The sequence below is a fragment of the Nocardia sp. NPDC102475 genome, from assembly GCF_055584605.1.
Window position 1 is genome coordinate 378,717 of sequence record NZ_JBVJLS010000007.1, and the last position, 15,620, is coordinate 394,336.

Sequence of the window (15,620 nt, forward strand, 5' to 3'; positions counted from 1 at the left end):
GAGGCACGGTTGACTATGCCCATGAGTCGCTTACCCACCCTCGTCGTCGTGAGCGGACCGCCGGGCGCCGGGAAGACAACACTCGCGCATGCCCTGGCCGCCGAGGTGGGGTGTCCCGCGATCTGCCGGGACGAAATCAAGGAAGGCATGGTGCACGGGCGGCCGGATTTCGCGGCAGAACCCGGCGACGAGTTAAGTCTGCTTACACTGCCGACGTTCTTCGGTGTGCCGGAGCTGTTGTTGCGAGCGGGCGTCACAGTGGTGGCGGAGGCGGCATTTCAGGATCGCCTGTGGCGGCCGGGCCTCGAGCCGCTACGTGGTCTGGCCACTATGCGAGTGGTGCACTGCGAGGTCGAGCCTGCCCTCGCGATGGCGCGGATTCATCGGCGGAAGCGCGAAAACCCTTTGCGGCGAGCACATTCCGGGCCGAATACGGTTGCATCCGATGTCCACCGCGTGTTCGACCGCGTATCGCTGGATGTGCCGGCGATCGAGGTCGACACGACGGACGGTTATCGACCTGGCCTCGATGAGATCGTGGCATTCGTCAATAGCCACCGGTAACCGCTCTCCAAGGGCCGCGTCCAGCTGGCTTCTTAGGCAACCGAGATCCGTTGAGCGCAGTCATATGGCGGTGCCGCAGGACGTGTCGTGCCGCGTTTCGACTGCGCTCGACGAGCGAACCGGACCTGATAGCGCGGCAAGCTATCTGGACGGGGTATTAGGCCGAGTGCCGTCGCTCGGGCGGGCATTGCCGTCGCGAACACGGCAGCGGAACCGAATTGCCGCCAGGGCATCGGGCCGACGAGCTTTCCGGACGCCGCGGACTTACGACTCCTCGGGAACGGCGAGAGACATATCAGCGATGCGGTTCGGGTCGGCGATGATGTCGACGGCGGTTATTCGTTGGTCGGTGATTGTAAAGGCCAGTAGGAGGTTCAGGTTTCCGCTGGGGGCGACGACCAGGCCCATGTGGCCATCGATGAGGGCAGGGCGGGTGTAGGGGGCCTGGCTGGAGAACATCAGGGCGCTCGAGGCGACGCGGCGGGCGCCACTCATGCGGATCGGGTGTCCGCTGGGGGCGGCGACGGCGTCTGCGTGTAGTTCGACGTCCGGGTCGAGTACGGCTATCAGTGCGTCGAAGTCACCGGCGCGGGCAGCCTGCAGGAAGGCGTCGACGACCACACGTTCATCGGCGATGCGGTCGGTCTCGGCCACAGGTGCGCCACGGACGCGACGGCGGGCGCGGGCGGCCAGTTGTGCGGCCGCGGCAGGGGTGCGGCCGAGAATGGGCGCGAGTTCGGCGTAGGGCAGATCGAATAGGTCGTGCAGTACAAAAGTCAGCCGCTCGGCCGGGGTAAGGGTGTCGAGTACGACCAGTAATGCGAGCCCGACCGAGTCGGCCAGCACCGCCTCGTCTTCCGGATTCACGCTGTCCGCGGGGATGGCGGGCAACTCGGTCGGTAGCGCGCCGACCGGGTCTTCGCGGCGGGCCTTGCGGGCGCGCAACATGTCCAGGCAGATGTGGGCGACGACCGCGGTCAACCAGTTCCGCAGGTTGCGCACGCCTGCGGTGTCGGCGCGGTCCAGACGCAGCCATGCCTGTTGGACGGCGTCGTCGGCCTCGTTGGCCGACCCGAGCATGCGGTAGGCGACCGCGCCGAGGTGGGCGCGGTGGTCTTCGAAGCGCTGCGCCAGCCACTGGGTCTCGTCGGTCATCGGCGGTCTCCTTCCGTCCGATTCGGCTGTCATGTCGACGGGTCGTGCTCCGTCATATCTATGACGGCCGAAACCGCGGTGACATGACATTCCCGCGGATCCACCTCGGACAGGAGGACGAGCTGATGCGCAAGACATCCGAACTGGAGCCGGCACCGGACCGGCGGCGCTGGCTCGCACTGGTGGTTTTGCTGGTAGCCGGGTTCATGGACCTACTCGATGTGACGATCGTGAATGTGGCGCTGCCGACGATCCAAAGCGATCTGAACGCACCCTACGCGGATCTGGAGTGGGTGGTGTCGGGCTATCTGCTCGGATTCGCGGCGATGCTGATCACCGGCGGCCGACTCGGCGACCTGCTCGGCCGCAAAACCATCCTGCTGGTCGGCCTCACCCTTTTCACGATCGCATCGCTGGCATGCGGAATCGCCCCGGGCCCGGCGTGGCTGATCGCCGCACGGATAGTCCAGGGCGCGACGGCGGGGCTGATGATCCCGCAGATCCTGGCGATCATGCAGGTATCGTTCCCCACCGCCGAACGCGGGAAAGTGCTCGGCATCTGGGGCGGTGTGCTCGGCTCGGCGTCGGTGGCCGGCTTGATCGTGGGCGGAATCCTGGTGCAGGCCAACCTTTTCGGCTGGGCGTGGCGGCCGATCTTCCTGGTCAATGTGCCCGTCGGTGTGCTCGCCATTCCCGCGGCGATGGTGCTGGTGCGGCAGTCGCGCTCGACCACGGCGGACCGATTGGATCCGATCGGCACCGTCCTCGCGATCGGCGCGGTGCTGCTGCTGGCGTATCCGCTGACCGAGGGACGCACCCTCGGCTGGCCGGTCTGGACCTTCGCGCTGATGGCCGCCGCCGTGCTGGTTCTCACGGTATTCGTCGCCTATGAGCGCCGCCGAAGCGAGACGGTCGGATCGCCGCTGGTGGTGCTGAATCTGTTCCGGGAGCGCACATTCAGTGCCGGTATGGCGGTGTGGCTGTTGTTCTGGATCGCCCTCGGCGGCTACTTCCTGGTGTGGACGCTGTATCTGCAAGCGGGACTCGGCTGGACGCCGCTGCGGGCCGGGCTGAGCGCAGCTCCGTTCGCGGTGGCCGCTGCCGCAGGAGCGGGCACCAGTGTGGAGGTGTTCGTGCCGCGCTATGGGCGGATGGTTCTGCTCGCGGGCGCGATGATCAATGCCGCCGGGTTCGGTCTGTACCTCTATCTGGCCGTGCACTACGGCCCCGGCATCACCTCCGCGCAGATGTTCGTACCGCTCGCGATCAGCGGATTCGGCTTCGGACTCTTCGTCGCCCCCACCGTCGACCTGATCTTGTCCGGAGTTCCCGGCCACGATGCCGGGTCCGCGTCCGGACAATTGTCGACCATCCAACAGGTCGGCATGGCGCTCGGCGTCGCGCTGGCCGGAGTCTTCTTCTTCACCCAAATCGACAACACCTCCGCCCGCGGCACCGCCGCAGCCATCCCCACTCTCCAGCAGCAACTCACCGACCTGAACATCCCGGCCAGCGCCCAAGACCAGATACTCACCCAGTTCCGTGCCTGTGTACACGATCGCTCCGCCGCCACCGACCCCACCGCCATTCCATCCAGCTGCCAGCCCGCACCCGGACAGCCGTTCTCCGAGCCGTTGCGGCAAGCGCTGACGAAGGCGGGGCTAGAAGCCAACGCGCACAACATGTCTCGTTCGTTCGCGCAAACACTGTGGTGGGCCATCGGTATTCTCGTCGTCGTCGCAGCAGGTGTGTTTGCACTCCCGCGCCGGTCGACCGCAGAACCCGAAACAACTCGGCCCGGCAAGGATTCGCTTGCTGTGCGCTGAGACAGCGTGATGCGTGGACCGCCGATTCGGCAATGCGGTGTATGGGCCGCGGCCACGCTCGGCTACGACATCGACACGCCCGTGGGCAGCGCATTCGGTGATATCGAGTTCAAAAACCAATCGCCGGTGGATGACTCATCATGGACCTCGTACCGCAGGCCCTCGTGACCGACGCCCGGGCAGATCGAGCACTGGCGGCCGACGGCCTGATCAGACTTGGTCACATGGCATATCGACGACGCGCCCACGGTGCCGATGTAGGCCGAACAGACTACAGCGGCAGGCCACTGCGGGCTGCCAGAATTATGACCGCGACAAACGCACCAGGCCTGAGGCGTGGCCCACTCAGCTTGCGGCGACCACGCGGTCGTGTTCGACTCCGAAGGCACCCGCCTGTACGAACTCGAGCGATTCTGAACCAGCCTGAATCCTGGTAGCGGAGTCAGGATTTGAACCTGCGGTCACCTGATGCCATGGACAAGACAGCCCGCGCATCCGCCGGTCGCCCCAGCCGGGCAGGCATGTGCTCATAACCGTGCAGCGTGGACAGGCCGCGGCGGCGTGGTTCGCCGTCGAGGCGCAGGTCGGGGAAGCGTTCGAACAGGGCGGGCAGCGCGTGGCTCGCTTCCAACCTGGCCAGGCTCGCACCGATGCAGGCGTGGATGCCGCTGCCGAACGAGACGTGCTCCTTGGCGTTGGCGCGGGTGATGTCGAAACGATGCGGATCGGGGAACTGCGCGGGATCACGGTTGGCGCCTGCCAGCGACACGATGATCGACTCTCCCGGCCGAAGGCGAACGCCCGCACCGAGATCCACCGGTTCCAGTGCGCGGCGACAGGTCATCTGCACCGGCGGGTCGAACCTCAGCACCTCCTCGATCGCGCCGGGCCAGCGCTGCGGCTCGGCGCGCAAAAGGTCGAGCTGGTCAGGGTGGGCCTGCAGGAGCGGGATCGCGTTGCCGATCAGATTCACCGTGGTCTCGAAGCCCGCGCCCATCAGCACGTTCGCGCTGGCTATCAGCTCGGTGGTACTCAGTTCGCCCGAGGACACCAGGGCGCTGAAGATGTCCTCGCGAGGTTCGCGGCGCAACTTCTCGATGTGGGCGGCGAGATAACCCTCCATCGCCGCCGTCGCGGCCATCGCGCGCCGATGCGCCCGCCAGGAGATCCCGACGTCCAGCAGCGGCGTGACCACGTCACCCCAGCGCAGGAACAGCTCGCGGTCGGCGGCCGGGAATCCGAGCATCTCGGCGATGACGGCGATGGGGACCCGCGCGGCGAAATCGCCGATCAGGTCGGCCGATCCGCGGGCGGCCATGGCGTCGAGTAGTTCGGTGGTGACCTCGCGCACCCGGTCGCCCAACCGGGCGACGGCGCGCGGGGTGAACGCGGAGGCGACCGGCTTGCGCAACCGGCTGTGCGCCGGCGGGTCGAGCATGAACATCGACGGCGCCTCGATCGGGTTCGGCGGCAACACGACTCGCTCGGCGTAGCGGCGCAGCGGGCCGGGCACCTTGGGGTCGATCGGGGTGCGCACCCCGAATCTGTTGTCGCGCAGGATCGTCCGGCACAGCCGGTAATCGAAGGCCGCGTATCCGACCGGGCCGGTCTGCACCCCGCTGGTCCCACGCAGCTGCTCGATCAGCGAATACGGATCGCGGTGGCCTTCCTCGCCACTGAGCAGCCGGGCGAACGGGTCGCCCAGGCGGTACTGCGCGCGCAATACCAGCCGCGGAAACCCGTGCTCGGCTACCCACCTGATCGCGTACCTTGCGTTCATCAAAACCCCTGTGCCATGGCGAAAAACCCACAGTACGTCGAGTCGGCTCACGATGAGTCCTTTTTATCCGGTTTATTCGAACTCCGTGGTCGTGAGCATCGTTTCGTACGCTGTGCAAGACTGCACTGGTGGCCGAGACCGCTGAACTAGTTACAAATGTTTCCGATACCGCCCGCTGGGTGGCCGCTTTCCGCGCCGCCGAATCCGCGCGCCCGGATGCCCTCTTTCACGATCCCCTCGCCGATCGAGTCGCCGGGGAGCGGGGCCGCGCCATAGCCGCCCACACACCGCGCTTGATGCTCAATGGCTGGAACCTGGTCACGCGGACCAAACTCATCGACGACCTGATCCTGAAGACCATCGCGGAGGGCTGCGATCGGGTGGTCAATATGGCCGCGGGTATGGATACCCGCCCGTACCGGCTGGATCTGCCGTCCGAATTCTCTTGGATAGAGGCCGATCTCCCCGAGTTGGTCGCCGAGAAGAACGAGCTGCTGAACGGGGAGTCGCCGCGCTGCGCATTCACCCGCACAGCGGTGGATCTCGCCGATCCCGAGGTGCGGGGGCAGTTTCTGGACGAGGCCCTCGCTGGTGCGCAGCGCGCGCTGGTGCTCACCGAAGGTCTGATCTACTACCTCTCCGACGACGACGTCATCGGCTTGGCCGCCGCGCTGGCTCGTCCTGAAATCGCTTGGTGGGCACTGGATGTCAATAACCAGGCGATTGTGAAGCGGATAAGCAAGGCCACCACCAAACTGCTGGCCAATGCCCCCTGGCAGTTCGGTCCGGTCGATCCGCTGGGTTTCTTCGCCGACCTCGGCTGGACAGCCGACGAGGTGGAACATCTGGCCTCGGCGGCACACCGGTTCCACCGGCTGCCCTGGTTCATGAAGCCGGCGACACTCTTCCCGCAGCCGGATCCCCGCAAGCCGATCGAAAACTCGTGGAAGCCTTGGAGTTCGGTGGTGCGGCTAACCCATGGGAAGTAGCTGGCTACGTCGCCTGTCCCCCGCGTCGGCGGCTGAATCTCATAAACTGATCTGCTTTCCGCACGCCGGCGGCTCCGCCATATCTTTCGGCCCATTGGCCGAATGCGTCGGGCCGGAGTACGAGGTTTTCGCTGTCCAGTATCCGGGGCGACAAGACAGACGGCGTGAACCGCTCGTGGGGAATATTCCGGACCTCGTCGACGGCCTGCTTCCCGAGCTGATAGCAACAGTCGGGGACGCCGAGGACTTTTCCTTGTTCGGGCACAGTATGGGGTCTGTCGTAGCTTTCGAAGCATGCCGGCGGCTCGAGCGCGAATCGGGAGCGAGCGCGCGGGTCCTGTTCGCCTCCGGTCGGCGCGCGCCTTCGGCAGCGCTGCCCGAGCAGCGAGTGCACCTGCTGAACGATCGAGAACTCGGTGAACAGCTACTGCGGTTCGGCGGTACACCGGCGGCGTTGCTCGAGGATCCCGAATTTCGAGAGCTGATCCTGTCGATCGTCAGGAACGACTATCGAGCCATCGAGACCTACGAGTGCAGTGCGGACGCGATGGTCGGCAGCCCTATCGTCGCGATTGTCGGCGACCGTGACCCCGATGCGAGTTTCGCGGAAATCGAGGTATGGGGCTCGCACACCACTGGAAGCTTCTTCGCGAAATCATTTCCAGGCGGCCATTTCTTCATCGATTCGAATCGCCACCCGATAGGACAGCTGATTCGCGATCACTGCGCCCGAGCGCTCTCGAGCTAGAGCCGAACGACCGGGTGAGCAACTCGCCCACCCGGTCGTTGTTCCTAACCCTCGAGCCAGCTCTCGATCGCCTCGGCAACATCGGCTGAACCGTCCTCCAGGATCGAGAAGTGGTCAGCCGGTACCGAAACAACGGTATGCATCGAATCCCACGGTTCAGCCTGCCAGTCCACGCGATCCGACGAGCTCCCCAGGAAGCTCTGGGCGCACTGGATGAACAGCGTGGGCGTGGCGACAGAGCCGGGCAGCATCTGCTGTAGCAACTGCACGTACCGGCCCATACCCGTCAACCGATCCCGGTCGAAGCGACCGAATGTGGCTTCGTTCGACACCATGTGTTCGGCCATCTCCCGGAGCAGCCATTCGCCGTCATCGTGCACCTTGTAGGTGTCCAGCATGACCACGCCGGCGGGCGCCGGGCCACCGGCCGCTTCCAGGTGCTCGGTGACGCGGTAGGCCAGCAGGCCGCCCGAGGAGTAGCCGAGCAGAACGAACGGATCGCCCTGCGCCGCCTCGAGGACGGAGCGCGCCAATGCTTCCGCGGCCGCCGTCGGCGTCGCCGGAAGTGGCTCTCCCGTCCGGCAACCGATCGGAGCCAGCGCCAAAACGTCACGGGCAGTTCGCAAGTGCGAGGCGACCCGGGCGTACTGATGCGCGCCGCCGGTGGCCAGCGGCGGAGCGAGGCAGATGATGCGCGGCAAGGTGGGGCCCGCGCCGAGTCGGGTGGGCACCGGCAGTCGGTCCAGTTCGTGTGCCGAGGAGAACTGCTCGCGCAGCTCCGCCGCCGCCCGCAACAAGGCGAAGCCCTTCCCGGACTGGCCGGACGCTACCGCGCCACGGAACATCCCGTACAACGAATCATCCTCGCCGGCTTGCTCATTGCCGCGTCGTGCGCCTTCGCTGAGCTCCTTCCGCAGGTATCGGGCCAGAGCCGCCGGTGTCTTGTGATCGAAGACCGCAGCGGTCGGCAGTGTCAGACCGGTGGAAGCATTGAGCGAGGTTCGCAACTCCATCGCAGCCAGGGAGTCGAACCCGGATTCGAGGAAATCCCGCTCGGGGTCGAGCGCATCGGCGCTCTCGTGCCCGAGCAGCCTGGCGGCGATCTCGAGAATGTGCGTCCGCAGCCACTGCTCCTGTTCGGACTCGGAGAGCTGCGCCAGTCGCCTGCGCAGGGCTCCCACATCCTGTGTTCCGGTGCGCTGCCGCCGCCCGGTCCGCTTGGCCAGGTCGCTGAGCAGCGCGGGCGCCGCGTCCCGAGCACGTAGTGCGGCCAAGTCGATCTCGACCGGTACGTGCACCGGACGGTCCGAAGACAATGCGGCATCGAACAATTCGAGCGCCTTGTCCGCGGCCAGTGGCGGCAGACCTTGGCGGCGCATACGCTGCCGGTCGGCCTGGCTGAGCCACTGCGAGAGTCCGGTTTCGATGTCCCACAGACCATAGGCGAGCGAGGTGGCCGGCAAACCTTCGGCGTGCCGGTGGGTCGCGAGCGCGTCGAGGAACAGGTTGGCCGCCGCATAGCCGCCCTGACCCGCGGGCAGTATCGAGCCTGCCACCGAGGAGATCATCACGAAGGCGGACAGCCCGGCTTCCCGGGTGAGCTCGTGCAAGTACCAGGCGCCGTCGGCCTTGGCGCCGAGGGAGTAGTCGATCTGCTCCGGCGTCAAGGTGTCGACCAGCCCGTTGTGGGCAACGCCCGCCACGTGGACGATCGCGCCCAGCGGATGCTCCGCGGGTATCGATGCCAGCAGGTCTCGCAGCGCATCCTGGTTTCCGACATCGCAGGCGGCTACGCGAACCTCGGCGCCGAGAGCGCCGAATTCCTCGATGAGATCCGCGGCGGCGGCTGGTCCACGTCGGCCGGCCAACAGCAGGTGTCGCACACCGTGCTCGCGCACCAGGTGCTCGACGAGGTGGCGACCGATCCCGCCGGTACCACCGGTAATCAACACGGTCCGCTCGGAATCCCAGGGTGCGGGCCGCTCCGATTCGGGTGACGCGGCGCGAATGAGCCGCGGCACCCGGGTCCCATCGTCGTGGACCTCCAGTTCTGGCTCGCCCGACAGCACTGCTGCTACCAGGTGATCCGCCGTTGTCGCCGCGGGGGCCTCGACGAGCACGATCCGACCCGGGTTCTCCGCCTGCGCCGCGCGCACCAGACCCCACACCGCAGCCGCGGCCGGATCGGCCGAGCTGTCGGTGATCACCGCCAAAGTGCTTGCGGCGTAGCGTTCTTCGCTCGAGAACTGCTGGATGACGCCGAGCGTGCGATGCAAAGCCGTCCGCAACCGGATCGGCATCTCGGCGCCGCCGACCGGCGGTCGGAATAGGAAAACCGAGGCCGACTCGGCCGCTCCCCACTCGGCCCAGGAAACTCCTGCTGCGGATCGCAGCTCCGGACCGGTCCGCCACGTGAGTTCGTAGAGCGCGTCCTGCGACCGGGGTGCGGCCGAGAGCAGTTCGGCGGACAACGGGCGCAACGCGAGGGACTGTACGGAAAGCAGTGGCGCACCACCGGAATCGGCCATTGTCAGGGTGACCGTCCCCTGATTCGGCCCGGTCAACCGGACCCGCACCCGCCGGGAGCCGTCGGCGCGCAAACGCACCGAGGACCAAGCGAAGGGAACAAGGGTCGGCCGCTCGGCATGCTCGTCCTGCGGAAGGCCGAAGGGCAGCGCGTGCATGGTCGCATCGAGCAGTGCCGGATGTACGCCATAGCCTTGTGCAGAGGTCTGCTCGGGTAGCGCGACTTCAGCGAAGAGATCCTCGCCGCGCCGCCACAGGGCTACCAGTCCTTGGAAGGCGGGCCCGTAGTTGTACCCGTTGTCGGCGAGTTTGTCGTAGGCACCATCCAATCTCACCTCCGTAGCACCGGCCGGTGGCCACTGCACGAAGTCGTCCCAGTCTTCGGGTTTGTCGATCTCCCCGCCCGGACGCACAGCGCCTTCCGCATGGCGCGTCCACGGGACCAACGGATCGTCCTCATCTTTGCGCGAGTAGATGTCGAGCCGTCGGCGACCGTTGTCATCGCCGTCACCGACGATCACCTGGATCTGCACTCCGCCGTGCCCCTGGAACACGAGCGGCGCCAGCAGCGTGAGTTCCTCCAGTTCCGGACAGTCGACCTGGTTTCCGGCGTGCAGTGCCAGCTCGACGAATCCGGTGCCGGGCAGCAGCACGGTACCGAGCACGTCATGATCGGCCAGCCAGGAATGGGTGGCCGCGGACAGGCGGCCGGTGAATCTGACGCCCCCGCTCTCGGGCTGCGCCACCAATGCGCCCAGCATGGGGTGTTCGGTGGATCGCAGACCGAGGGCGTGGGCCTCTCCGGTGTGCAGTGGGCCTGTGGTCCAGAAGTGGCGGTGCTGGAAGCTGTATGTCGGCAGATCTACCTTCGCGCCGCTGGTGCCGGTGTAGAAGCTCGACCAATCCACCGTCGAACCCGTGACGTGCAAACGGGCCAGCCCCGTCAGCAGCGTTACGGGGTTCGCGTTGTTTCTTCTGCTCAGAGCGATTGTGGTTGCGGTGTCGAGAGTTTGAGCGATCATCGGGGTCAGCACGGCGTCGGGTCCGACCTCGGTGAATCTGGAAACTCCCATATCCGCGATCGCGGCGACCGCATCGGCGAAACGCACCGTGTCGCGGACCTGACCCACCCAATACGCCGGATCCGACATCTCGTGCTCGACCCGGGCACCGGTCACCGTCGACACCAGCGCAATGCTCGGCCGGGCGAATGCCAAACCCGCTATCGCCGTGGCGAATTCGGCCAGCATCGGCTCCATCAACGCCGAATGAAAAGCATGCGACACCCGCAACCGATGCGTCCGCCACCCACGCTCGACACAACGATCGACAACAGCGACGACATCATCCTCGACACCCGAGAGCACTACCGACGACGGACCGTTCACCGCCGCGATCGACACCCCACCAACCAGCAGCGGCAGCACCTCGGCCTCGGGCGCACCGACGGCCACCATCGCCCCACCGGCGGGCAGCGCCTGCATCAACCGGCCACGCGCCGCCACCAGCACACACGCATCCACCAACGACAACACACCCGCCACATGCGCGGCGGCCACTTCCCCGATCGAATGACCGGCGACGACATCGGCGCGGACACCCCATGACTGGAGCAGCCGGTACAGCGCCACCTCGAACGCGAACAAACCCGCCTGCGCGAACACCGTCTGGTCGACGAGATCATTGCTCGCCAACGCCACGCCCAGTGAAACCGATTGCCCCAAAAGCGGATCCAGTTCGGCGACGATCGCGTCGAAGTGCTCGGCGAACAGCGGATATGCAGCACGTAGCTCGGTGGCCATACCGGCCCACTGCGCGCCCTGACCGGAAAACACGACGCCCGTCGAACCCGACACTGCGCGACCGGACACCACACCGGGAGCCTGCTCTCCCGCAGCCAACGCCCGCACACCGGCGAGCAGACCATCACGATCCTCGGCCACGACTACAGCCCGGTGCTCGAAGACGCTGCGGGTGGATGCCAGCGAGAAACCGACATCGATCGGATCGTGTTCGCCCACATGCGATGTCAAACGATCGGCCTGGCCGGCAAGAGCCTCGCCACTGCGCGCCGAAACCACCCACGGCAGCACGGCCGGAACGGTTTCGACCACCGGCACCGGAGCCAGGTCCGCGACCGGTGCTTGCTCGATGATGACGTGCGCGTTGGTCCCGCTGATACCGAACGAGGACACACCCGCACGAAGCGGCCGATCGCCCACCTTCCACGGCACCGATTCGGTCAACAACCGGATATGACCCTGGGTCCAATCGACTTTGGTGCTGGGTGCATCGACGTGCAGCGTTTTCGGCAACACACCGTGGCGCATCGCCATCACCATCTTGATCACACCACCCACACCCGCGGCAGCCTGAGCGTGACCGATATTGGACTTCAACGACCCCAACCACAACGGACGATCCGCATCACGGCCCTGCCCATAGGTCGCCAGCAACGCCTGCGCCTCGATCGGATCACCCAAAGTCGTTCCCGTGCCATGAGCCTCGACCACATCGACCTCGACCGGAGACACGGCGGCATTAGCCAACGCCTGCCGGATCACCCGCCGCTGCGACGGACCATTCGGCGCGGTCAAACCATTCGACGCACCATCCTGATTCACCGCCGAACCAGCGATCACCGCAAGAACTTCATGCCCATTGCGGCGCGCATCGGACAAACGCTCCAACACCAGCACACCAACACCCTCAGACCAACCCACCCCGTCGGCCGCGTCCGCGAAGGACTTACAGCGCCCATCCGGAGACAGCCCGCGCTGACGGCTGAATTCGACCAAGGTCTCCGGTGTCGCCATCACCGTCACACCACCGGCCAACGCCAGATCGGACTCCCCCGACCGCAGCGACTGAGCGGCAAGATGCATCGCCACCAGCGACGACGAACACGCCGTATCCACCGAAACGGCAGGCCCCTCCAGCCCCAGCGTGTAGGCGACGCGACCGGAGACCAAGCTCCCGCCGGCGTTATTACCGGTTCCCTGGGCGTAGTCGTGGTACATCACGCCGGTGAACACCCCGGTCGCGCTGCCACGCAGCACCGCCGGATCCACACCGGCGCGCTCCAACGCCTCCCACGTCGTTTCCAATAGTTGCCGCTGCTGGGGATCCATCATCGTGGCTTCGTTGGGGCTGATTCCGAAGAAATCCGGATCGAAATCGGCAGCGGTGTGCAGGAACCCGCCTTCCCGGGTGTAGGACTTGCCCACGCGGCCAGGCTCCGGATCGTAGATGCCGGTGACATCCCAGCCACGGTCCACCGGGAGCGTCGATACCGCATCCTCGCCGAGACGGACCAATTCCCAGAGTCCTTCGGGGGAAGTGACCCCGCCAGGGTAGCGGCAGGCCATTCCGACCACGGCGATCGGCTCGTGGTCGACAGTCCTGCCGGCGGTGACCTCGACGTCCTGACCGGTGCCGGTGAGCTCGTCGGCCAGATACTTCGCCAGCGCCTGCGGTGAGGGGTAATCGAACACCAGGGTCGCGGGCAACGGCAGACCCGTCACGGTTTTCAGGGCATTGCGGAACTCGATCGCGGTGATCGAGTCGAATCCCAGTTCGTTGAAGGCCTTGTCGTCTGCGATCGCATTCGCGTCCTGGTGGCCGAGAATGGTCGCGACCTGACCACGAACGATCTCGACCAGCACACCGAGGCGTGCACTGTCCGGCGTATCGACCAAACGAGCGCGAAGTGCCGTAGCCGCACCCGAGACGGCTTTGCGGCGAGCCGGAATCAGACCGGCGAACAGCGCGGGCGCGGTGAACCCCGTGCTGCGCATGGCATCCAGATCCAGACGGGCGAGCACGGGAGCCGCTGCGTCGACCTCGGCGGCCGCGTCGAACAGCGCGAGTCCTTGCTCTTTCGAGAGCGGCAGCAATCCCGAGCGCGACATGCGGCGCCGGTCGACATCGCTGAGCTCCGCGGCCATGCCCCCGTCCATGTCCCAGAGACCCCAGGCAAGAGACTGCCCGCAGCGACCGGATGCCCTGCGGTATGCCGCCAGTGCATCCAGGCACGCGTTGGCCGCGGCGTAGTTGCCCTGACCTGGGTTACCGAACGCACCGGCCACCGAACTGAACAGCACGAATGCCTTCAAAGGCAGATCGGCGGTCAATTCGTGCAGGTGCAGGGCAGCATCGACCTTCGGTCCCAACACCGTGTCCATGCGATCCGCGGTCAGCGAACCGATGGCACCGTCGTCGAGCACACCCGCCATGTGGAACACACCGGTGAGTGGACGGCCCGCCGGAATATCGGCCAATACCTCGGCAAGGGCACTGCGGTCGGCGACATCGCAGGCGGCGAACTCGACCTCGGCGCCGAGACCCCGCAACTCTGCCCGCAGTTCGGCGGCGCCGGGAGCGGATTCGCCACGCCTGCTCAACAGCAGCAGGTGACGGACACCGCGTGTGTCGACCAGGTGCCGGGCGAACAACCCACCGAGGAAGCCGCCCGCACCGGTGATCAGGACGGTGTCGTCCGGATCGAAGACCGAAACGGCTGTGCCCGAAGAGGCTGTGGTGGAAGCCGTTCGGCTCAGCCGCGCACTGTGTGCTCGCCCGTCACGCACCGCCACCTGAGGTTCGGCCGTGGCCAGGATCCCGCCGAGCAGCCCACCGAGTTCGGAGTCGGTGTCGATCAATACGATCCGGCCGGGATTCTCCGCCTGCGCTGAACGGACCAGACCGTGCACCGCGGCACCGGCCAAGTTCGTGACATCTTCCCCGGCCACCGAGACAGCGCCACCGGTCCGGACCACCAGCACCGCATCGGCGAAGCGATGCTCTGCCGTCCAGGATTGCAGTACCTCCAAAACCCCATGCGTCGCAGCGTGGATGGCGGCGGGATCATTACCCGCCGGGCTGTCCAGCACCACTACCCGCGGGACCTCGTCACCGAGATCCGCCCACGACACGGCGCTGACCTCGGCCTCGGCTACCGACATCGGCGTCCAACCGACCTGGAAGAGAGCGGTGCGGGCAATGGGAGTGCCGACGGTGAGTTGCGTGGGATCGATTGGCCGGGAGGCCAAATGCCGCACCGTCGCCACCGGGGCACCGGTGGTGTCCGCCAGATCCAAAGCAACACCGCGCTCACCGACACGGGTGAGCCGAACACGCAACGCGTCGGCCCCGGCCGCATACACGCTGACGCCGGACCACTCGAAGGGCAACGTCAGACCGGTCCCCTCTGGTGTGTCGTCGGCGAAACGCAAAGCATGCAAAGCGGAATCGAGCAACGCGGGATGCACACCGAACCGTTGCGCCTCGGCCCGAGCCGCCTCGGGCAACTCGACCTCGGCATAGAGCAACCCGTCGGCCCCCCGCCACACCGACCGCAGCGCCTGGAACACCGGGCCGTAGTGATAGCCCTGCGCATCCAGCACGTCGTAGACACCATCGATATCCACGGCGACCGCACCGGCCGGTGGCCATTGCGCCAGATCCACTGTCGCGCTGTCGACTCCGGACGCGAGCGCACCCTCGGCGTTCAGCGTCCACGACGACGCCGAATCGACACCGTCATCGGGGCGGGAGAAGATCCGCACCGCGCGACGGCCGTTCCCGTCCTCGCCATCGACGACGACACGCACCGCCACCCCTGCCGACTCCGACAGCACCAGCGGCGCCCGCAGCACCAACTCCTCCAGCAGCGAGCAGTCGAGCTGTTCTCCGGCGTGCAGAGCGAGTTCGACCAAACCGGTGCCGGGGAACAACACGGTGTCCACTACCGTGTGATCGGCGAGCCATGGGTGAGTCTGCACCGACAGACGGCCACCGAGTGCGACCGCGTCGGAGTCCGGTTGCGAAACCACCGCCGAAACAAGGGGATGCCCGGTAGCCGCGAAACCCATCGAACGGGCGTCACCACCGGCTGCGGCCCCTTCGGCCATCCAGTAGCGCCGATGCTGGAAGGCATAGGTGGGCAATTCGATTCGCTGGGCTCCGGTACCGGAATACATACCGGCCCAGTCGACGTGCGCGCCGGAGACGAACAACCCGGCCACCCCGGC

Annotated in this window: 6 protein-coding genes and 1 pseudogene; 4 read left to right on the forward strand and 3 right to left on the reverse strand. The window is 66.5% G+C overall.

Going from position 1 to position 15,620, the window contains the following annotated elements:
* The first annotated feature begins 21 nt into the window (after nucleotides 1–21).
* On the forward strand, nucleotides 22–564 hold the full coding sequence (locus ACZ60G_RS16205; protein WP_465810902.1) for a P-loop nucleotide/nucleoside kinase family protein: 543 nt from the start codon (nucleotides 22–24) through the stop codon (nucleotides 562–564).
* Nucleotides 565–828: 264 nt separating this feature from the next.
* On the opposite strand, the gene ACZ60G_RS16210 is transcribed toward ACZ60G_RS16205, so the two are convergent.
* On the reverse strand, nucleotides 829–1,719 hold the full coding sequence (locus ACZ60G_RS16210) for a sigma-70 family RNA polymerase sigma factor (protein WP_465810903.1): 891 nt from the start codon (nucleotides 1,717–1,719) through the stop codon (nucleotides 829–831).
* Between the two features lie 83 nt (nucleotides 1,720–1,802).
* On the opposite strand from ACZ60G_RS16210, the gene ACZ60G_RS16215 reads away from it, so the two are divergent.
* A complete protein-coding gene (locus tag ACZ60G_RS16215; protein WP_465810904.1) occupies nucleotides 1,803–3,545 on the forward strand; it encodes an MFS transporter in 1,743 nt (580 codons plus the stop codon).
* A gap of 442 nt (nucleotides 3,546–3,987) precedes the next feature.
* Here ACZ60G_RS16215 and ACZ60G_RS16220 read toward each other — a convergent pair whose 3' ends face one another.
* Nucleotides 3,988–5,325 (reverse strand): cytochrome P450, encoded by a 1,338-nt coding sequence (locus tag ACZ60G_RS16220; protein WP_465810905.1) that lies wholly within the window; start codon nucleotides 5,323–5,325, stop codon nucleotides 3,988–3,990.
* A gap of 128 nt (nucleotides 5,326–5,453) precedes the next feature.
* Here ACZ60G_RS16220 and ACZ60G_RS16225 point away from each other — a divergent pair, with 128 nt between their 5' ends.
* Nucleotides 5,454–6,314, forward strand: a complete 861-nt coding sequence (locus ACZ60G_RS16225) for a class I SAM-dependent methyltransferase (protein ID WP_465810906.1) — start codon at nucleotides 5,454–5,456, stop codon at nucleotides 6,312–6,314.
* Complete coding sequence (locus ACZ60G_RS16230; protein ID WP_465810907.1) at nucleotides 6,304–7,062, forward strand: thioesterase II family protein; 759 nt, start codon at nucleotides 6,304–6,306, stop codon at nucleotides 7,060–7,062. The genes ACZ60G_RS16225 and ACZ60G_RS16230 overlap by 11 nt, the downstream gene beginning before the upstream one ends.
* 44 nt (nucleotides 7,063–7,106) lie before the next feature.
* On the opposite strand, the pseudogene ACZ60G_RS16235 reads toward ACZ60G_RS16230, so the two are convergent.
* Nucleotides 7,107–15,605 (reverse strand): annotated as a pseudogene (locus ACZ60G_RS16235) (SDR family NAD(P)-dependent oxidoreductase); the annotation flags it as partial.
* Nucleotides 15,606–15,620: the final 15 nt, after the last annotated feature.

What these genes read in the sequence shown, in the direction of transcription:
- ACZ60G_RS16205 (WP_465810902.1), top strand. Translation starts at nt 22, where the DNA reads ATGAGTCGCTTACCCACCCTCGTCGTCGTGAGCGGACCGCCGGGCGCC.
- ACZ60G_RS16210 (WP_465810903.1), bottom strand. Translation starts at nt 1,719, where the DNA reads ATGACCGACGAGACCCAGTGGCTGGCGCAGCGCTTCGAAGACCACCGC.
- ACZ60G_RS16220 (WP_465810905.1), bottom strand. Translation starts at nt 5,325, where the DNA reads ATGAACGCAAGGTACGCGATCAGGTGGGTAGCCGAGCACGGGTTTCCG.
- ACZ60G_RS16215 (WP_465810904.1), top strand. Translation starts at nt 1,803, where the DNA reads ATGACATTCCCGCGGATCCACCTCGGACAGGAGGACGAGCTGATGCGC.
- ACZ60G_RS16230 (WP_465810907.1), top strand. Translation starts at nt 6,304, where the DNA reads ATGGGAAGTAGCTGGCTACGTCGCCTGTCCCCCGCGTCGGCGGCTGAA.